Origin of the sequence: Brevibacterium sp. ZH18 (assembly GCF_022748595.1) — a bacterium.
Lineage (GTDB): Bacteria > Actinomycetota > Actinomycetes > Actinomycetales > Brevibacteriaceae > Brevibacterium.
In genome coordinates this window covers 61,738-79,505 of record NZ_JALDSX010000009.1, presented here as the reverse complement: position 1 = coordinate 79,505, position 17,768 = coordinate 61,738, and the positions used below count along the sequence as shown (strand labels likewise).

Sequence of the window (17,768 nt, the reverse complement as noted above, 5' to 3'; positions counted from 1 at the left end):
ATACTTCACGATAATCGATATGCTGTCAAGGGCGCCGAAGAACATTTCTGCCACGCTGATGATGTCGACGAGTGAGCGCTCGGGGCGCCCCGGAGTGAACCAAGCTGCTGCGCGCTGCAGGAGTGAACGAAGCCGCTGCAAGCTGCAGCAGGGACGAGCTGCAGGAGGAACGAGCCGGGTCAGTCCATTTCGCGGCGGCCGGAGAACGCGCGGCCGAGAGTGACCTCATCTGCGTATTCGAGGTCGCCGCCGACGGGCAGGCCAGACGCCAGCCTGGTGACCGTGACGCCCAGGGAATTGAGCAACCGGACCAGATACGTCGCCGTCGCCTCACCCTCAAGGTTGGGGTCTGTGGCGATGACGCACTCCTTGACCGCACTGTCCTGCAGCCGCGGCATCAGCTCTTTGATCCGCAGATTGTCAGGACCGACTCCGGCCATCGGATCGATCGCACCGCCGAGGACGTGGTAGAGACCGCGGTACTCGCGTGTCCGCTCGATGGCGACGACGTCCTTCGGCTCTTCCACCACGCAGATCATCGAACGGTCACGGCGCGGGTCTTGGCAGACAGTGCATTCGGACTCTTCGGAGACGTTTCCGCAGATATCGCAGAAGCGCACGCGCTTCTTCACTTCGGTCAATGCCTGCGCCAGATCATTCACATCGGCAGAGTCCGACTGGAGTATGTGAAACGCCAGCCGCTGAGCGGACTTCGGGCCGATCCCCGGCAGCTTGCCGAACTCTTCGACCAAGTCCTGGAGGGCACCTTCATATACCGCGCTCATACGTCTCTTTCATCGATGATCTCGCCGCCGAGGACTCGTGCGATCACGGCCACTCCTATCTGCGGGGCATCCGAGACGTCGAGGTCCGTCTCCGGATCATACTCGTCCTCATCTGCGCCGAAATTCTGAGGCTGGCCGTTGTCGTTAGCCGGCCCATTTCCGCCGAATCCGCCGGGTTCGGCATACGCGCCGTTGCCGTTTGCGGGGTACCCGCTTCCGGGCGGCTGAGCAGGAGAAGACTCCGAGGCCTCGACTCCGTGCCTCTGTGCGATCGCGGCGAAACGAGACTTGAATGGCTTCGCCGATCCGCTGCCCTGCTCACGCTGGAACCCAGAGGTCTGCACGGGCGCAGGCGCCGGGGACTGCGCAGAATCCTCCCCGCCTGCAGCGAAGTCGACATCAGGATCAGCATAAGCACCGAGGAAGTCGAGATCGTCGTCTTCGGGCGGCGGAACCACCAGAGCACCGACTTCCACTGCGCCGCTGCCGGCGCTGGTCGAATCGCCGACCGCATCCGTCGAGCTGCTGACCGACCCGGCAGACGCACCCGCTTGTGGTCCGTCGTGCCACGTCGGCTCTTCCCACCGAGGTTGGGCATACTCCATCGGTGCATCCGCAGCGGGCTCGACCTCAGGCTGATTGCCAGGGTCAGCCGACGTGTCCTGTTCCGTCGGGTCCCCGAAGAAGTCGTCATCCGAAAGATCGGGCACGACGATGTCGGAGTCGGCCGTAGGTCGTGTCTCCCCGGTGGGGCTGTCCGCACGAACTGCCGAATCGTCGGCAGCTGCATGGAGGTTGCCGGAATCGTTTGATGACGTCTGCCTGTCATTCCCATCGCGACCGTCTGATGACCTTGCGATCTTTTCAGCTTCGCCCGATTCGGCCTCGGAGGCTGGATCCGCAGACGCGGAGTCAGCTGGCCCTGAGTCGGTTGCCGCTGAATCAATTGTCTCGACATCAGCTGGCGTTGAGCCCGAAGACGGCAGTTCGGACTCAGAAGATTCCACAACAGGCTCGGTGGCCTCGGCCTCGATACCGGTGTCGACATCGGAAGCGGAACCAGCATTGGTATCGGAAGCGGCATCGGAAGCTGCGTTGGTTGACTGCTCGATCGATTCGGCGGCGCCCACCTGCGAATCGCTGTTGGCCGTCGACGAGTGATCTTCGTTCTTCTGAGATTGAGTGACCGGCGACGGATCATTGGATTCCGCCGACGGGTCTCCCTCCTCGTCGTCGGACGACCATGGGCCCCGCGGAGAGTCATTCGTCTCCCAGAACTTCTCATGATCGACCTGTGGTTTGTCGACTTCTCGCGTGCCGACGACTGCTGCGACTTCCTGTGGACTGGGACGTCGCTGATTCACTGCAGGACCGTGGTTGCCTGTCGAGCCATTCAGCACCGGGGCAGATGCCCCTTTGCCACCCGAATCCCGGCCGAAACCGCCCTGGCCCGAAGTGTCCTGGCCGGAACCACCTTGACCGGAACCGCTCTGGGCCGAACCGCCGGCGATACGACCGACATCGCCGATATCGATGCGTGCCTGAATGCCGAGGACATCATTGATCGCCATGGCCAACTTGGCCGCATGGTCTCTCTGTTGGAACCCATGAACCGACCCGGCGTTGTTGAAACCGAGGTAGACGACTCCGTCGGAGAACGACTGCGGGATCGCGTTCGCGGCAATGATCGCCCTCGTCAGGCGACTGCGTTTCTCGACGGCGGCAAGGATGCTGGGCCAGGCACGACGAATCGCCTCGATCTCGCCGCCGATGGCGCCAGCACCAGCACCAGCGTCACTCGTTGCGGACTCACCCGCAGGCGCGTAGTCGGAGGCTGCGCCGTGGTCCGAGGCTGCGCCGCCGGCAGAGGCAGAACCGTCGTCCGCGGCAGTGCCACCGGCAGAGGCCCGGCCTGCACCGAGATTATCTGCCGCACCGCCCGACTCCGTGGAGGAATTCGCTTGGAACGAGTCATCCCTGTTGATGTTGGGCGCCGCAACGCTGGCGTCGGAACCGGCCACGGGGGCGGATCCAACAGCTGCGGATTCCTGCCGAGCCGATTCGCGCTGGGCAGGCTCCTGCCGGGCAGGCTCTCGCTGAGCCGATTCGCTCTGAGCTGATTCTGGCTGAGCGGATTCGGGCTGAGCGGTCTGACTCGGAGCGGACTCACGCGGTGCAGGCTCACTCGGAGCGGGCTCATTGAGCATCGACTCCGCGGCGAGAGCCAGATCGGCCAACTCGTCGAAGTCGTCATGAACCGCTCCCCCGGCCGCACCCCGCAAGGATCGGGCAGAAGCCGATGACTGCGTGGGCCCAGAAGGCTGCGCTCCCGCAGCAGCACTCTGCCCGGGCTGTGCTTGCTGCCCCGACTGTGCAGACTGAGGAGACGACTGTGAAGGCTGAGGAGCCTCCGCCGGCTGAGATGTCTGCGCAGATCCCTGCGGGGCAGGCGGAATGTTCGCGCCCGTACCCGAAGCCGACATGCCGATCCGGCGTTCCATGCGCTCCACGCGACTGAGCACAGCGTCACGGCTGCGTCCGGAGCCTGGGAGCAGGATGCGCGCGCAGATGAGTTCGAGCTGCAGCCTCGGCGAGGTTGCGCCCGACATCTCGGTCAGGCCGTGGTTGAGGAGATCGGCGGCACGCGAGAGCTCACCCTGTCCGAAGCCGCTGGCCTGCAAGGTCAGTCGCTCCAGACGGTCAGGGGGAACCTCAGGCAGGAAAGCATGGGCCGACTCGGGGGCAGCATTGATGACGATGAGGTCACGCATTCGTTCGAGCAGATCCTCGACGAACCGGCGCGGATCCTGACCGGACTCGATGACCCGCTCGACGGCACGGTACACGCCGCCGCCGTCACCGGCGGAGAATGCGTCGACGATGTCGCTGAGCAGCGAGTCAGGAGTGTAGCCGAGAAGCGCAATGGCCCTCTGGTAGTCGACTCCGTCCGGCCCGGAGCCGGCGATGAGCTGGTCAAGGACAGACAGGGTGTCACGCACCGAACCTCCGCCGGCTCGTACGACGAGCGGCAGCACACCCTTGGCGACCTGCACATCCTCACGGCCGCAGAGCTCTTCCAGGTAGTTGCCCAGAGCCTCGGGCGGAACCAGTCGGAACGGGTAATGGTGGGTGCGGGACCGAATCGTGCCGATGACCTTTTCTGGCTCGGTCGTCGCAAAGATGAACTTGATGTGCGGCGGCGGCTCCTCGACGATCTTGAGCAGCGCGTTGAATCCTTGCGACGTGACCATATGGGCCTCATCGAGGATGAACACCTTGTAGCGGTCGCGCGCCGGCGCATAGATCGCACGTTCACGCAGGTCACGAGCATCGTCGACACCATTGTGGCTGGCAGCGTCGATCTCAACGACATCGAGCGAGCCGGGTCCGCCGTTGGCCAGATCCTGACAGCTCGGGCACTCACCGCAGGGCACAGGAGTCGGGCCCTTCTCGCAGTTGAGACAGCGCGCCAAGATCCTGGCCGAGGTGGTCTTGCCACAGCCTCGAGGGCCGGAGAACAAGTAGGCATGGTTGATGCGGCCACGCTCGATGGCAGCCTTCAGCGGATCGGTCACATGCTCTTGACCGATGACCTCGTCGAAGGTCTCTGGGCGGTATCTTCTGTACAGTGCGGTGGACACATGCTTAGCCTAATGCCAACGGCTGACACGACACACGCACCCGCTCCTCGTCGCCATCGTGAGCTTGCGCCCAACGCTGCCCCCTGCACGCTGCAGTCCGTTGTGAGCGACAGCGTGAATCGGGCACCATAGAGGCTATGAGCAACTCCTCCTTCGATTCCCCTGACAACGATCCTGCCGAGAACGACCCCGCGAAGACCTATCGCATCGGCCACAAAGAGCGTGACGAGGCAATCGAAGTTCTGCGCGAAGCCGCTGGCGATGGGCGGATCACGGTTGAGGAGCTTGACGAGCGCATGGAGAAGGTCCAAGCCGCGAAGGTCCCCGTCGATCTCGACGAAGTGCTCGCTGATCTCACGCTGAATCTGCCCTCTGACCGTTACCGACCCGGCAGCCAGGTCTCGCGCAGACACGTGGGCAATCGCGCCATCGCAGGCTGGGATTCGGCTCAACCGCTCGTCATCAAGGCCGGATGGGAGTCGGAAAACCGACGTGGCCGATGGCAGGTCCCCCACTCGATCCGCTGCGAACCGTCGATGTCGAACATCGAACTCAACTTCCTCGAAGCAGAGACCACCCTGCCCGAGATTCAGGTCGAGATCGTCGCTGGGCTGGGCAATGTGACCGTCGTCGTCCCGGACGACTGGGGCGTCAACGTCGATCAGCTGTCGAAGACGTGGGGCACCGTGAAATCGGTGGTCGGCGCAATCCCTGAGGGTTCGCGACCCCTCGTCGTGGTCAGCGGCTCGGTGGGTATGGGTACGTTCCGAGCACGGTTCGCGAACTTCCTCGATCGTCGGCGAATGGCCAAGTGATGGAACCGGGTCTCGGCGCCGTCATCTTCCTCACCTTCGCCATGCTCGCGGTGTTCAGCTTCGGTGCCTTCCTCGTTCACCGGGTGATGACTAAGCCCGGTGCCCATATCGGCTCCCGCCTGCCACCTCCGGAAGACGTGGATCCGGGCGCCGAGGCTGGACCGGGGCAGACCGATCCCGACGCCGAGGCCGGCCCTGGGACCGCATCGAACCACAGGCCAGACAACCCGGATCGATGAAACCCGACATTTCCGGGACGCTGGATCCTTGAAATCTGCGGAAGCCCGTGGTCGACTCGTGACATGGGTGATCTGAGCATCAGACGCATCGAACCCGACGACGAAGCCGGGCTCCTGGCCTGGCGTGGCCTCATGCGCGAGGGCTGCACCGCCGACCGCACCGCCGCCTGGTGGCAGAGTCCCGACACCACGCTCACGCAGTTCGCACACCCCAGAGCGGACAAGCGCGACATTGCCCTGCTGGCCAGCCTCGGCGATGAGGCCATCGGCGGGGCCGAGGTGAACATCGTCACCGATGCACCCGCCGACGTCGAACTCACCGTCCTCCCCGATCACCGACGCCGAGGCTTCGGCACCGTGATCGCGCGAGCCGTCGAAGAGCTGTTGGCAGGTCAGGCCTCGATCGTGCAGACGGAGACCTACAGTTCTGCGGGCATCGCCTTCGCCGAGTCCCGCGGTCTGGTCGTCGGCAATCAAGAGGACCGTCTGCTGCTCGATCTGCCGGGCTACCTCACCGCCGATGCGAACCGGTACAAGAAGGACTCGACCTCTCCCCCATCCCCAGCCCCGCCCGACCTGGGTCCTGACATGGCGATCACTTCGTGGATCGGCGGCTGTCCCGAGGAGATCGTCGAGGACTGGGCCGGTCTGCGCGAGCAGATGGACGAAGACGTGCCGCTCGGCGACCTCACCCGCCACCTCAAACATGCCGATGCCAACGCTCTGCGAACCCATGAGGAGCGCATGGACGAGCAGGGGTGGATCCTCGTCAGCTCGCTGGCCCACGTCGACGATCTGCCCGTCGGATATACGGAGATCATGGTCTCGCGCCACGAACCGGACATCGTCATCCAGGAAGACACACTGGTTGATCGCGGCTATCGCGGACGCGGGATCGGACGAGCACTTAAGGTCGCGAACATGCGGCAGGTGCACTCAGTTCCGGAAGCAGCCTCGGCGAGGTGGATCCAAACCTATACGGCCGCGAACAACGCTCCGATGCTAGCCCTGAATCGGGATCTCGGCTTCGCCACAGTCGATACGATGACGGCCCTCGAGGGGAAGGTGGACTTGGCCTCATAGAATGCTCAGCGACTACTATGGCACTTGAACGTTCCGGCACCCCCAGACAAACAGGCAGAGCAGGCACCCGTGACCGACATACTCATCACCGTCTTGGTGTTCATCATCGTCATCCTCATCACAGTGATCGTCATCCGCAAGCGTGCGGCAAGCCGTCGAAGGTCTGCAGAGGATGCGGCACCGGCAGCACCCCGTGACCCGTTCGCCCCCGAACAGAACGCTGGCGGCGACCCCGAGACGATCAAGGCCGGAGACCTGCTGGAATTCGGCAATGAGAAGTTCTTCGTCCGCGGCACTCTGCGGATCTCCGAGGGCGGCTACGACTGGGCCGAGCACTTCTTCCAGGCGGACCAGTCCGCCGCCCGCCTGTGGCTGACCGTCGAGCATGACCCCGACCTCCAAGTCTCCCAATGGCGCGACCGCCCCGATCTCGACATCGAGCCGAAGGCCAAGACCATCACGATCGACGGCACGGAGTACAACCTCGTCGAACATGGGACCGCTTCCTACCGTTCAGAGGGAACCACCGGACTGAACGAGAAGGGCGGGGTCGACTACGTCGATTATGAATCCGATGACCACAAGCTGCTGGCCTTCGAACGCTTTGATCACGGCCGCTGGGAAGTGAGCACCGGCGAGTCGATTCCGGTCGGTTCCTTCACCATCTATTCGGGCAGCTGATGACGCTCGCTCCCCCACCGCCGATCACCGTCGACGTCCCCTTCGCCGACACCTCTGCCGAAGCGCTGTGCTTCAGCCTCGAGCACACCCGCATCACACCGCTGGCCTCGACGATCATCGATCTTCCCGGGACCGACGGACTCCGCCTCGAACTCCACGTCATCGGCTCCTCCCACCAGGTCATCCTCAGCGGTCACGAATCTGACGCGTTCATCGAAACGTTCGCCTGCCTCGGCGACGGTGCGGCCGAGACCATGCGACCGGACTGGGGCACGACTCAGACCATGACCGGCATGTGGTCCGGGTTCACCCGGCACCGGTTCACCGCACAGACGCATGAGGTCGAGACCAGCTTCGCTGAAGCCGCCGCCGAGGTGGTCGAGCGTTCCAGCGCTTACGACAATCACCTCGTGGTCGCCTTCCCCGGTGATCCCGGTGCGCTCACCGCGCTCGCGCTCACCTCTGGCGACGATGGCGAGGATGGTGAGGGCGACATGAGCTGGGAGACGTGGCACTGCTATCCGCAGCATCGACAGATCGTCCACAGCCGCAGCGAGCTCAGGAGGAGCGCATGAGCCACGACCCCAACGTCTCCATGAGCGGAGGCTCCTTCAACTTCGATGCCCCGAACGGCGGTTCCGGCGACGGAGGTTCCGGCAACGGCGGTTCCGGCAACGGCGGACGCGGCTCCGGCGACTCGAACAACAACGGAGGACGCGAGAAGAAGGGCTCTGGCTGCGGAACCGTCATCATCCTCGTCGTCATCGTGCTCGTCCTCAGCAACGTCGTGAACGGCTGCTCGGATGACTCCGACGGTTCGGGCGGCGGCGGAGGGTTCTTCTTCTTGCCGTTCTTCGGCGGCGGATCCAGCAGCACCGGATCAACCTACGGCGATGGTTCCGGTTTCCGCGGCGGCGGACCCGGCACCGGCAAATGACAGTGTTCGACGCATTGACAGCACCCTGAAAGGCAATCATGTTGGCAGAACTCTTCCTGGAGATCGGGATCGTCCTCTCCTATGCCCTGAGCGGCCTCGTGCTCATGCTCATCGGCTACTTCGTCGTCGACCTCCTCACCCCGGGGAAGCTCCACGTCATCCTGTGGGAGAAGAAGTCGAAGAATGCCGCGATCCTCGTGGCCTCCGACCTGCTGGGCGTGGCGATCATCGTCATCGCCGCGATCCGCGCCAGCTCCGATGACCTGCTCCTGGGCATCATCTCCACACTGGTCTTCGGCCTTGTCGGCATCATCCTCATGGCTGCAAGCTTCCTGCTCATCGATGCTTTCACCCCCGGCAAGCTCGGCGACATCGTCAAACCCGATGAGTTCCACCCCGAAGTGTGGGTCAACGCCTCCGCTCACGTGGGCATCGCGGGCATCATGGCCGCAGCACTCCTTTGAGCTCCCAGACCGAGGCCGAGTATGACTCCGGCAGCACAGGCTCGACCAAACCGATCAACCTGCCGCTGAAGCCGGGGCCTGCCCGTTTCTTCGTCCTCCTTGCCGTCTTCATCTGCGCCAGCTGCGGCATGGTCTACGAGCTGGCTCTCGTCGCCCTCGGCTCCTACCTGCTGGGCGACACGATCGTGCAGGCCTCGATCGTGCTCGCCGTCATGGTCTTCGCCATGGGGATCGGCTCGCTGGCGACGAAGCGCCTCACTGAGTTCGCCGCCGTCGCCTTCGCCCTGATCGAAGCCGCGCTGGGTGTCATCGGAGGCCTGTCGGTCATCCTGCTCTACCTGGCCTTCGCATTCGCCGATGTCTACACGATCGCGATGGTCGCCATGGCCTTCGCCATCGGCGCGCTGATCGGGGCTGAGATCCCGCTGCTCATGGAACTCGTCCAGCGCATCCGGGCGCAGAAGGCCTCAAGCGCCGTCGCGGACCTGTTCGCCGCCGACTACGTGGGCGGACTCGTCGGCGGACTCGCGTTTCCGTTCCTGCTGCTGCCGCTCTTCGGCCTGACCCGCGGTGCTCTTGCTGTGGGGATCACGAACACCGTCGTCGGCGTCCTCATCGTCCTCTGGCTCTTCCGTGCCGAGCTTCGGCCCAGAGCACAGGCACTCCTGGCCGCGTTGCTCGTCATCATCGTCGGCGGACTCACCGTGGTGTGGATCTTCACCGACGACATCGAGGTGACCGCGAGACAGCGCCTCTACCGCGACCCGATCGTCGTCTCTGAACGCACGGACTATCAGGAGATCGTGCTCACCGAATCATTGAAGACCGGCGACACGAGGCTGTACCTCAACGGGGATCTGCAGTTCGCCTCGGCGGATGAGTATCGCTATCACGAGTCGCTCGTCCACCCGCTCATGAACGGTCCTCGGCGCAACGTGCTCGTCCTCGGTGGGGGCGACGGACTCGCAGTGCGCGAGATCCTCAAATACCCCGACGTCGAATCGGTGACCCTGGTCGATCTCGACCCTCGTATCCTCGAGATGGCCAAGACGTCAGATCACTTCACCGACTTCAACGAGGACTCGCTCGACGACCCGCGGGTGACGACGATCGCCGCCGATGCCTTCACCTGGCTGCGCGAAACCGAGCATCCCGCCTATGACGCAGTCATCGCGGACCTTCCGGACCCCGACGATGTGGCCACCTCGAAGCTCTACAGCGTCGAGTTCTACGGATTGATCAAGCAGGTGATGGCTCCGGGCGCCCGCCTCGTTGTCCAGGCCGGATCACCGTACTTCGCTCCCGATGCGTATTGGGGCATCGGCGAAGCCGTTGCTGAGGCGGGTCTTGCCACCACGCCTTATCACGTCGATGTGCCGAGCTTCGGAGACTGGGGATACTTCCTGGCCGCTGCTCCGGGCAGTCCTCGAGACACAGGCGCTGGCTCGGCTGTCGCCGACGGCGGAGAGGGCCCGGACGTGACGATGCCCCGGGGTGCTCCCGGGGATCTGAAGTTCGTCAGCGCCGAGGTGCTCGCCGCCTCGACCGCATTTCCTCCGGACCGCGACCGGCAGTCCGTGGGCAAGGTCGAGGCCTCGACTCTGCTTCACCCCTATGTGCTCGACCAGGAACGCGGGGCCTGGGTCGGGTACTGAGGCGACCGGCCGTCAGGCGCCGAGGTATCCGAACAGTCCGGAGAAGGCGCTGACCGAAAGTCCGAGCAGTCCGACGAGGACCGCCAGCGAGACGAAGGCGATACCGAGGATGAAGCCCCACTTGCCCATGGCATTATCTGCCAGACCTGCACTGCGGGAGTTCTTGCGTGCCATGTAGCCGGTGATGATGCCGACGACGGGCCCGATGAAGTTGAAGCCGAGGAAGGTCGAGAGGGTCGCGACGAGGGAGACGATGCCAAGCACTTTGCCCGGGTCCTCCTCCGCGCGAGGCGGCTGATGCCGTGCAGGGTAACTGCCTGAAGCATCGTATCCCGGAGAGCTTCCGTAACTCTGGGGATCTCCATAACTCTGCGGGTATCCATATCCCTGAGGAGCGCCGTAGTTCTGGGAGGCGCCGTAGTTTTGGGAGACGTCGTAGTTCTGGGGAGCGTCGTAGCCGGGAGACCCGCCATAGCTCTGCGGTCGGCCTGGAGCAGGAGCATCCAAAGCCGGATAGTCGTTTGAAGCCGAGGTCGGATCAGAAGGGTGGTTCGAATCGGACGGGAGGTTCGGATCAGACGGGAGGTTCGGATCAGACGGGTGGTTTGGATCGGGGACCGGGTTCGAGTTCGGGGCGACTGGCGTGTTCATGGCTGGACCTTTCGAGGTGTTCCTGCTGATGTCTTCAGCCTAGAAACCCTCAGCCTCCTGTGTGAATGCTGAAGTCCGTCGACCTGCCCGGGGGTTTTCCCGACTTCGCATCATTTTGGGACCACCCCACTCTCACCTGACGTCGACGAGAGCGTGCTCCTCGCGGCCCATCAGATAGAGCAGGATCTCCACCGGCTGACCGGTGATCGCAATCGGCCCGGCGCTGCTCTTCCCGGTACTGCCCTTCTTCCCGGTACTGCCCTTCTTACCGGCGCCCTTCTTTCTGCCGGCACTGCGAGTGCCGAAGCCCGGACTGCTGATCTCGACCGGACCGTCAGCCTTCGCTGCGAAGGCCAGGAGTGCGACCCGGCACTGCGTCCACACAGTCTTGTTGTCCTCAACGGAGAGCCTCCGCGGGAACCATTCGATCTCGGCCCGCCTGATGTCCTCGTGGTGGACGATGTATTCGGTCGTGTTCATCGCGAACTCGACGCCGGGCCACCCACCCGGGGTCCACTTCGGCGGTGATGCGACGAGGCCGAGCAGGCTCGAGAACGGCATCGCCGCATACTCCGCCTCCTGCTCATCGCGCCGGCCCTCGAACTTCGGGAGGAAGTATCCGAGAGCCGCAGCCGGATGACGTTCGCGGACCACAAGGTGAGTCGCGAGGTCTCTCACGGTCCACCCTTCACAGAGAGTGGGGGCGTCTTCGCCAGCCCGGCGGGCGGCGGCGACAAGGCGCAGTCGTTCAGTGCGTGCGAGGTTGGTCATGTCCTCACCTTGTCATCATCGCCTTGGATTCGGCTGAATGCCCATGCTTCCACGAAGTCAGCGACGCGTGTGATCGACCGATAGTCGGCGAGCTCATCGCCCCTGGTCGGACCGTCCGTGACGATGACGATGGGCTTCGACGCCTTCTCGGCCGCACGCACGAATCTCAGACCGGAGAGCACAGCCAGCGACGACCCGAGGACGACGAGTCCCTTCGCCTCCTCGCACAGTCGGTTGGCTGTCTGCAGCCGGTCCGGCGGTACTGAGTCTCCGAAGTAGACGACGTCGGGTTTGAGGATTCCACCGCATTCGGGGCACTCGGCCACTCGGAAGTCCGCCGTCTCCTCGAGCTCGACGTCGCCGTCAGGGGCGGTCTCGACGTCGATCGGATCGATGCCGACGGTCTTCGCGAACTCCGGGTTGAGTTCCGTCAGCCACCTCTGCACCACATCACGATCGAAGAGATGCCCGTTGGCGAGGCAGATGACCCGGTCAAGGCTTCCATGCAGGTCAACGACAGGGCTGGGACTGCGCTCCGCCTCGGCGGCGGCCTGGTGCAGTCCATCGACGTTCTGTGTGATGACCCCCGTGACCGGGATCTGCGCCAATGCGAGGTGCCCGGAGTTCGGCTTCGCCGAGCGCATGCGCGGCCATCCGACCCACGAGCGCGCCCAATAGCGCGCCTGCTGATCCGGGTGGGAGAGGAACGTCTGGATCGTCATCGGCCGCCGAGGCGGTGAGTCGGGGCCCCGGTAGTCGGGGATTCCGGAGTCCGTGCTCATTCCGGCACCGGTGAGCACCGCCCAGTCCTCGGCGGCGATCGGCCCGCTGCCGGGGTCGAACGCGCCCGTGAGCACGTCGATGATCTCAGCGTCGGTATGGCTCGCCTCGGGCCGAATCCGGCCCCGGAGCGGGTCGAAGATGACCGCCATGGACTCCCCCGTTCGTTCTCGCATCGTAGTGGATGAGCTCATCGACCCGTTCTCTCAAGGCTCGACGCACATCTTCAGGTCACAGGTCTAGGCTGATCCTATGGTCAGCGTACTGCTCGTTCATCACTCACCGTCGAAGGCAACGGCTCAGATCGCCGAGGCGGCCCAAATCGGACTGCACCTGCCCGAGCTGGGCGATATCGACATCACCGTCAGGCCCGCCCTCGAGGCCACCGTCGACGACGTGCTCGCCGCCGACGCCTATGTGCTGGGCACGACCGCGAACTTCGGCTACATCTCCGGAGCACTCAAACACTTCTTCGACACGACCTACGACGCGGTCAGAGAGCCAACCGCGGGGCGCCCCTTCTCCTACTGGGTCCACGGCGGATACGACACCACCGGCGCCGAGGTTGCGATGAAGCAGATCACGACCGGCCTGGGCTGGTCGCTCGTCTTCGATCCTCTGATCTTCACCGGAGAGGTCACCGACGCGCATCTGGAAAAGGCGACCGAGCTCGCCGCCACTGTGGCCGCATCGGCTCAATAGCTCACTCATTTCACACCTCCTGAACGTTCTCCGGAGAGTTCTTCGTGAATTTACTTTCCATGTTGGAAAGTAGTTGCTAAGCTGACATTGCTTCCATTCGGAAGTGAACCGTTCGCGGTGACGAATCCAACGAAGGAGCAGTCATGAGCACCCCCACCCCGCAGCAGGCCGACGATCTTCTCTCACAGGTCGAATCCAGTCAGAAGCAGGCTCGAACCGCCGATGCCTGGCCACTGGTATCGGCACTCTTCGTTATGAGCGCCGGCGTCTCGGTCGGACTCGTCGGAATCGGACTCATCGAGGACAACACAACACAGCTCATCATCCTCGGGGCCGGCTGGGCCTGGCTGATCCCGGCAATGATCGTCTACCTCGTCAAGGCACTGAGTTGGAGTCGACGCTCGATGTTCCTGCTCTTGACCTGGCTACCGGTCTACTTCATCGCGTTCTTCGTCTCCGTCATCCTCGACAGCTTCGACCCCACCTCGTGGGCGCCCTTCGTCGCAGCCGGCTTCCTCTGGGTCGCCTCGCCGATTCTCGCGCTGGTCGGCCTGCGCCGCTGAGCACCGGGTCACCCCGCAAGGCGACGATCCGACCAAAGAGCACGAAAGGCACGAACATGAATCGCTCACTCGACGACCAATCCGACAACCGATCTGACGACCACTCCGATGCCACGATGAGCAACCTCGGCGAGTCCCTGGCTCAGGTCGACTCCGACCTGAACAATCCCACCCGACTCGGGATCGTCGCGAGTCTGAAGAATCGTGACCGGGCGGAGTTCAAGCTCCTGCGCGACTCGCTGGGAGTCTCGGACTCGGTCCTCTCCCGCCACATCTCCACCCTCGAAACAGCAGGGCTGGTCTCCGTCAAGAAGGGCTACGTGGGCAAACGTCCCCGCACCTGGGTCTCGATCACTCCGGGAGGCATTCAGCGTCTCGACTCCCACATCCAGGCCCTGCGCAGACTCGCCGACGGGTGAACGAACCTGAGTCGAGGCTTCGACCGAGCCGAGGCAAAATGGCCTCTGACCTCGGGTGACCTTCCCCCGAATGCGCGATAGCATGAACCGAAACGATGCAAGGAGGCTTCCATGTCAACCACTTCAACGAACAGCGGGCTCGAGTTCCGCGAACTCCACGAAGTCTCGGAGCTGATCCGGTCCGGACGGCTGAGCTCTCGCGAAGCCACTCAGGCAATGTTCGACCGCATCGGCGAGCTCGACTCTCATCTGCTCTCCTATGCGACCCTCATGCGGGAGACAGCGTTGGCCGAGGCCGACGAGCGCGACGCCCGGCTGGCCCGAGGTGACTGGCTCGGCCCCCTGCACGGGGTTCCTCTGGCGATCAAGGACCTCGCCTTCACTCACGACGCGCCCACCGGCGGCGGCACCACGATCTACGCGGACTTCCGCCCCGACTTCGACGCCACCGTCGTCGCCCGACTGCGGGCAGCGGGCGCCGTCATCCTCGGCAAGCTGCGCCTAACCGAAGGGGCGTTCACCGGCCACCACCCCGATCTTCCGACTCCGGTCAACCCCTGGGACCCGAACACCTGGTCAGGCGTGTCCTCGAGCGGATCGGGCGTCGCCACTGCCGCGGGCCTCTGCTACGGCTCGCTGGGCTCGGACACAGGCGGCTCGATCCGCTACCCCTCTGCGGCAAACGGCATCACCGGCCTCAAACCCACATGGGGTCGGGTCTCACGCCATGGCATCTTCCCTCTCGCCGCAAGCCTCGATCACATCGGCCCGATGACCCGCAGCGCCCGTGACGCCGCGATCATCCTCGAAGCCATCGCCGGCCACGATTCCAACGATCCGACCTCTGCCCTCGAACCGGTCCCCCGCTACAGTCGGGAACTCTCGCTCGACCGCGCACCGGTCGTCGGCTTCGACCGCGAACTGGCAGCAGCCCACTTCGACGACGTCACCAACGAAATGCTGGAATCGACCGCCGAGGTGCTCGTCGGCCTCGGCTGGCGCGTGCTCGATGTGCGCACCCCGGACCTGCCTGCGGCGGCAGCCGACTGGACTGCTCTCTGCGGAGTCGAGACCGCGGGGGCGCATGTCGAGACCTACCCCGCCCGTTCGGCCGAATACGGCCCCGATCTGGCTGGGCTCATCGAGATCGGCCGGGGACTCTCGGCCGTCGACTACCACGAACTGTTGGAGTCCCGGCGCGCATTCACCGGTCGCATGCGCTCACTCATGAACGACATCGACCTGCTTCTGCTCCCGGGAATCGGCGTCGGTTCGCCCACGATCACGCAGATGGAAAGTTTCGGCTCGGACCCCGAGCTGTTCAATGCCGTGACAATTCCGACAGGACCGATCGACAGCTGCGGAATGCCCTCGATCACTCTGCCCGCTGGCTTCACCGACCGCGGGACTCCCCTCGCTGCGCAGCTCGTGGCCGGCGACTTCGAGGAATCTCTGCTGCTCGCGGCCGGGCACAGCTTCCAACAGGCCACGGACTTCCACCGGCAGCACCCCCCAGATCATCGCCGTGTAGTCGAGCCGGAGACGGTTCAGTGAAGAGTTCTCAGGCCTCTGACTTCCGGCGAACGATCTCCGTGATCCAGGTTGGAGCGAAGGGTGATGTGCAGTTCGGCGGGGCGGGTTCGCGGGCGCATTATGAGGATGGCCACCAATTGGGCGGCCGTGTCCCTGGTCGCCGTTGAGTTCGGGTGGCGCCCTGATTTCAGTCAGGGATCGAGTCTCTGTCGGCGAGCAGTATTCGGGTGGTGCTCTGTGTTCAGTCGTGCCGCCTGCCGGGTGAGGTGGTCACGTTCGGCGCGGTTCGTCGCCGCGGCCGCCGCCCGTGCATAGAGGCGAGCGGCCACCTCGAATTCGCCGGCACGTTCACGCAGATGCGCCTCGACCGCAGAATGCCTGGGCAGAGCCTCGTCGAGATCACGCAGCTGCGCCAACCCTGCCGCTGGCCCGTCGGCCTCACCCACCGCCACGGCGCGATTGAGCCGGGCCACCGGGCTGTTGCCCAGTTCCACCAGGTCGTCGTACCAGCCGACGATCTGTACCCAGTCAGTCTCCTCAACGCTCGGGGCATCGGCGTGCAGCGCGGCAATCGCGGCCTGTGCCTGGAACTCCCCCCCCCCACATCATCGCGGGCGAGCGCGTCCTGGAGGATGGCGATGCCCTCGGCGATGAGAGTCGTGTCCCAGCGCGAACGATCCTGATCCGCCAACGCGATGAGCGCTCCGTCGGGGCTGAACCGGGCTGAACGGCGAGCCTGATGAATGAGCATGAGGGCGAGAAGCCCGGCCACCTCGGCGTCATTGATCGACGCCTGCAGAGTCCGAGTCAGGCGGATGGCCTCGGCAGCGAGGTCGACGTCACCGGAATATCCCTCATTGAACACGAGATAGAGAACGGTGAGGACCTCCGCGACGGTGCCCGGCCGGTTGACCCGGCGGCCGGCGATTGTTGCCTTCGCCCGGCTGATGCGCTGAGCCATCGTCGATTCGGGGACCATATATGCCTCGGCGATCTGCCGGGTGGTCAGTCCCCCGACCGCACGCAGGGTCAGGGCCACAGCCGAGGCTGGGCTGAGATCCGGATGTGCGCACAGGAAGTAGAGGTCGACGGTGTCATCGGCCGAAATGGACAGCGCATTGACCGTCTCGGATAGTGCCCGCTCCTCCCGCGCTGTACGCGCAGACTCGGCACGCGTCCGATCAAGAAATTTGCGCCAAGCGACCGTGATCAGCCATCCGCGCGGATCCCGAGGAGGGTCTGCGGCCCACGTGTCAACGGCCTCGACGAGCGCATCCTGAACGGCATCCTCGGCGGCGGCGAAGTCTGCTCCGCGCCGCCGAAGGATGCCGATCACGGCCGGGACGAGTGTCCGCAGCTGCTCATCGTCCATGCCGATCAGCCGCTCTCACTCAGTGACTACGGGCGATTCGCCGAGGAAGGGCCGCAGTTCCAGCCATTCCCGGATCGGTTCGCCACCGGCACCCGGCGCCGCCGAGAGCTCCCCGGCGAGCTCGAGGGCTCGATCGTAGTCGTCGACGTCGATGACCATCCATCCGGCGATAAGGTCTTTGGTCTCAGGGAACGGCCCGTCGGTGACCGGTGGCCGGCCCTTCCCATCGGAACGGACGAACGTGCCTTCGGGCGAGAGCGCCTGTGAGTCGACGAACTCCCCCGTCTCCTTGAGCCGCTCTGCGAAGTCGTTCATGTACTTCACGTGGGCGTCGACCTCGGCGGGTGTCCACTGGTCCATGGGCGTGTAGTCCATGTACTCCGGAGCCATCTTGTAGTGCTTGAGCATCAGATACCTAGCCATGATCTTCTCCTCCTCCGTCGCGAACCCTGTTGTTCGCTGACACCCCTGGGACGAAGCTGCGGGCGCATTCTCGACATCGCTGCCGAGATCTCTTCCAGGTTAAGTGACTGACCGCGCGAATCCGAGGGGCCGAACTGGGCCGTTCGACTCTGGCCGGTTGGAACGGGCCGGGGCGGAACGAGCCGGCCGGAGCGGGCCCGCCGGTGCAGCCTCTGTGATTCGGCGATGTAACCGACCTGGAACACGGGTCTCCG

Annotated in this window: 19 protein-coding genes; 12 read left to right on the top strand and 7 right to left on the bottom strand. The window is 64.4% G+C overall.

Annotation, left to right across the window (positions count from 1 at the left end):
- Positions 1–179 precede the first annotated feature (179 nt).
- Entirely contained in the window at positions 180–785 is a 606-nt protein-coding gene (gene recR / locus MPN20_RS05680) for a recombination mediator RecR (protein WP_242780381.1), read from the bottom strand.
- On the bottom strand, positions 782–4,426 hold the full coding sequence (locus MPN20_RS05675; RefSeq protein WP_242780379.1) for a DNA polymerase III subunit gamma and tau: 3,645 nt from the start codon (positions 4,424–4,426) through the stop codon (positions 782–784). The genes recR and MPN20_RS05675 overlap by 4 nt, the downstream gene beginning before the upstream one ends.
- 137 nt (positions 4,427–4,563) lie before the next feature.
- Between MPN20_RS05675 and MPN20_RS05670 the strand changes: the two genes are divergently transcribed.
- The 8 genes from MPN20_RS05670 to MPN20_RS05635 all read left to right on the top strand — a co-directional run bounded on the left by MPN20_RS05670 (position 4,564) and on the right by MPN20_RS05635 (position 10,300).
- Complete coding sequence (locus tag MPN20_RS05670) at positions 4,564–5,241, top strand: DUF1707 domain-containing protein (RefSeq protein WP_242780377.1); 678 nt, start codon at positions 4,564–4,566, stop codon at positions 5,239–5,241.
- Positions 5,238–5,480: a hypothetical protein gene (locus MPN20_RS05665; protein WP_242780375.1), complete on the top strand. Its 243-nt coding sequence runs from the start codon at positions 5,238–5,240 to the stop codon at positions 5,478–5,480. Before MPN20_RS05670 ends, MPN20_RS05665 begins: the two co-directional genes overlap by 4 nt.
- A gap of 63 nt (positions 5,481–5,543) precedes the next feature.
- Positions 5,544–6,563: a GNAT family N-acetyltransferase gene (locus MPN20_RS05660; RefSeq protein WP_242780373.1), complete on the top strand. Its 1,020-nt coding sequence runs from the start codon at positions 5,544–5,546 to the stop codon at positions 6,561–6,563.
- Between the two features lie 69 nt (positions 6,564–6,632).
- Positions 6,633–7,244: a DUF4178 domain-containing protein gene (locus tag MPN20_RS05655; RefSeq protein WP_242780371.1), complete on the top strand. Its 612-nt coding sequence runs from the start codon at positions 6,633–6,635 to the stop codon at positions 7,242–7,244.
- On the top strand, positions 7,244–7,819 hold the full coding sequence (locus MPN20_RS05650; RefSeq protein ID WP_242780369.1) for a DUF2617 family protein: 576 nt from the start codon (positions 7,244–7,246) through the stop codon (positions 7,817–7,819). Before MPN20_RS05655 ends, MPN20_RS05650 begins: the two co-directional genes overlap by 1 nt.
- Positions 7,816–8,181, top strand: a complete 366-nt coding sequence (locus MPN20_RS05645; protein WP_242780367.1) for a hypothetical protein — start codon at positions 7,816–7,818, stop codon at positions 8,179–8,181. The genes MPN20_RS05650 and MPN20_RS05645 overlap by 4 nt, the downstream gene beginning before the upstream one ends.
- A 38-nt stretch (positions 8,182–8,219) precedes the next feature.
- A complete protein-coding gene (locus MPN20_RS05640; RefSeq protein WP_242780366.1) occupies positions 8,220–8,645 on the top strand; it encodes a DUF350 domain-containing protein in 426 nt (141 codons plus the stop codon).
- Entirely contained in the window at positions 8,642–10,300 is a 1,659-nt protein-coding gene (locus MPN20_RS05635; RefSeq protein ID WP_242780364.1) for a polyamine aminopropyltransferase, read from the top strand. Before MPN20_RS05640 ends, MPN20_RS05635 begins: the two co-directional genes overlap by 4 nt.
- Positions 10,301–10,312: 12 nt before the next feature.
- On the opposite strand, the gene MPN20_RS05630 is transcribed toward MPN20_RS05635, so the two are convergent.
- From MPN20_RS05630 to MPN20_RS05620, 3 genes are all read right to left on the bottom strand, one after another.
- Positions 10,313–10,951 carry a DUF4190 domain-containing protein gene (locus tag MPN20_RS05630; protein ID WP_242780362.1) on the bottom strand — a complete coding sequence of 213 codons (639 nt, stop codon included), beginning with the start codon at positions 10,949–10,951 and terminating at the stop codon, positions 10,313–10,315.
- A 132-nt stretch (positions 10,952–11,083) separates the two neighbouring features.
- The gene (locus tag MPN20_RS05625) at positions 11,084–11,722 is read right to left on the bottom strand and encodes a TIGR03085 family metal-binding protein (protein ID WP_242780360.1); all 639 of its coding nucleotides are present in this window, start codon (positions 11,720–11,722) and stop codon (positions 11,084–11,086) included.
- Positions 11,719–12,696 carry a Sir2 family NAD-dependent protein deacetylase gene (locus MPN20_RS05620; protein WP_242780358.1) on the bottom strand — a complete coding sequence of 326 codons (978 nt, stop codon included), beginning with the start codon at positions 12,694–12,696 and terminating at the stop codon, positions 11,719–11,721. The genes MPN20_RS05625 and MPN20_RS05620 overlap by 4 nt, the downstream gene beginning before the upstream one ends.
- Positions 12,697–12,754: 58 nt before the next feature.
- Here MPN20_RS05620 and MPN20_RS05615 point away from each other — a divergent pair, with 58 nt between their 5' ends.
- From MPN20_RS05615 to MPN20_RS05600, 4 genes are all read left to right on the top strand, one after another.
- Positions 12,755–13,204: an NAD(P)H-dependent oxidoreductase gene (locus MPN20_RS05615; RefSeq protein ID WP_242780356.1), complete on the top strand. Its 450-nt coding sequence runs from the start codon at positions 12,755–12,757 to the stop codon at positions 13,202–13,204.
- Between the two features lie 143 nt (positions 13,205–13,347).
- The gene (locus MPN20_RS05610; protein WP_242780353.1) at positions 13,348–13,767 is read left to right on the top strand and encodes a hypothetical protein; all 420 of its coding nucleotides are present in this window, start codon (positions 13,348–13,350) and stop codon (positions 13,765–13,767) included.
- Positions 13,768–13,823: 56 nt separating this feature from the next.
- A complete protein-coding gene (locus MPN20_RS05605) occupies positions 13,824–14,186 on the top strand; it encodes a transcriptional regulator (RefSeq protein WP_242780352.1) in 363 nt (120 codons plus the stop codon).
- A 111-nt stretch (positions 14,187–14,297) separates the two neighbouring features.
- A complete protein-coding gene (locus MPN20_RS05600) occupies positions 14,298–15,740 on the top strand; it encodes an amidase (RefSeq protein WP_242780350.1) in 1,443 nt (480 codons plus the stop codon).
- Between the two features lie 220 nt (positions 15,741–15,960).
- On the opposite strand, the gene MPN20_RS05595 is transcribed toward MPN20_RS05600, so the two are convergent.
- The gene (locus tag MPN20_RS05595; RefSeq protein WP_347566802.1) at positions 15,961–17,091 is read right to left on the bottom strand and encodes a sigma-70 family RNA polymerase sigma factor; all 1,131 of its coding nucleotides are present in this window, start codon (positions 17,089–17,091) and stop codon (positions 15,961–15,963) included.
- 15 nt (positions 17,092–17,106) lie between these two features.
- Positions 17,107–17,514, bottom strand: coding sequence for a YciI family protein (locus MPN20_RS05590; RefSeq protein WP_242780348.1), 408 nt, complete (start codon positions 17,512–17,514; stop codon positions 17,107–17,109).
- Positions 17,515–17,768: the final 254 nt, after the last annotated feature.

What these genes read in the sequence shown, in the direction of transcription:
- recR (WP_242780381.1), bottom strand. Translation starts at nt 785, where the DNA reads ATGAGCGCGGTATATGAAGGTGCCCTCCAGGACTTGGTCGAAGAGTTC.
- MPN20_RS05670 (WP_242780377.1), top strand. Translation starts at nt 4,564, where the DNA reads ATGAGCAACTCCTCCTTCGATTCCCCTGACAACGATCCTGCCGAGAAC.
- MPN20_RS05660 (WP_242780373.1), top strand. Translation starts at nt 5,544, where the DNA reads ATGGGTGATCTGAGCATCAGACGCATCGAACCCGACGACGAAGCCGGG.
- MPN20_RS05650 (WP_242780369.1), top strand. Translation starts at nt 7,244, where the DNA reads ATGACGCTCGCTCCCCCACCGCCGATCACCGTCGACGTCCCCTTCGCC.
- MPN20_RS05645 (WP_242780367.1), top strand. Translation starts at nt 7,816, where the DNA reads ATGAGCCACGACCCCAACGTCTCCATGAGCGGAGGCTCCTTCAACTTC.
- MPN20_RS05640 (WP_242780366.1), top strand. Translation starts at nt 8,220, where the DNA reads ATGTTGGCAGAACTCTTCCTGGAGATCGGGATCGTCCTCTCCTATGCC.
- MPN20_RS05630 (WP_242780362.1), bottom strand. Translation starts at nt 10,951, where the DNA reads ATGAACACGCCAGTCGCCCCGAACTCGAACCCGGTCCCCGATCCAAAC.
- MPN20_RS05625 (WP_242780360.1), bottom strand. Translation starts at nt 11,722, where the DNA reads ATGACCAACCTCGCACGCACTGAACGACTGCGCCTTGTCGCCGCCGCC.
- MPN20_RS05620 (WP_242780358.1), bottom strand. Translation starts at nt 12,696, where the DNA reads ATGAGCTCATCCACTACGATGCGAGAACGAACGGGGGAGTCCATGGCG.
- MPN20_RS05615 (WP_242780356.1), top strand. Translation starts at nt 12,755, where the DNA reads ATGGTCAGCGTACTGCTCGTTCATCACTCACCGTCGAAGGCAACGGCT.
- MPN20_RS05610 (WP_242780353.1), top strand. Translation starts at nt 13,348, where the DNA reads ATGAGCACCCCCACCCCGCAGCAGGCCGACGATCTTCTCTCACAGGTC.
- MPN20_RS05605 (WP_242780352.1), top strand. Translation starts at nt 13,824, where the DNA reads ATGAATCGCTCACTCGACGACCAATCCGACAACCGATCTGACGACCAC.
- MPN20_RS05600 (WP_242780350.1), top strand. Translation starts at nt 14,298, where the DNA reads ATGTCAACCACTTCAACGAACAGCGGGCTCGAGTTCCGCGAACTCCAC.
- MPN20_RS05595 (WP_347566802.1), bottom strand. Translation starts at nt 17,091, where the DNA reads ATGGACGATGAGCAGCTGCGGACACTCGTCCCGGCCGTGATCGGCATC.
- MPN20_RS05590 (WP_242780348.1), bottom strand. Translation starts at nt 17,514, where the DNA reads ATGGCTAGGTATCTGATGCTCAAGCACTACAAGATGGCTCCGGAGTAC.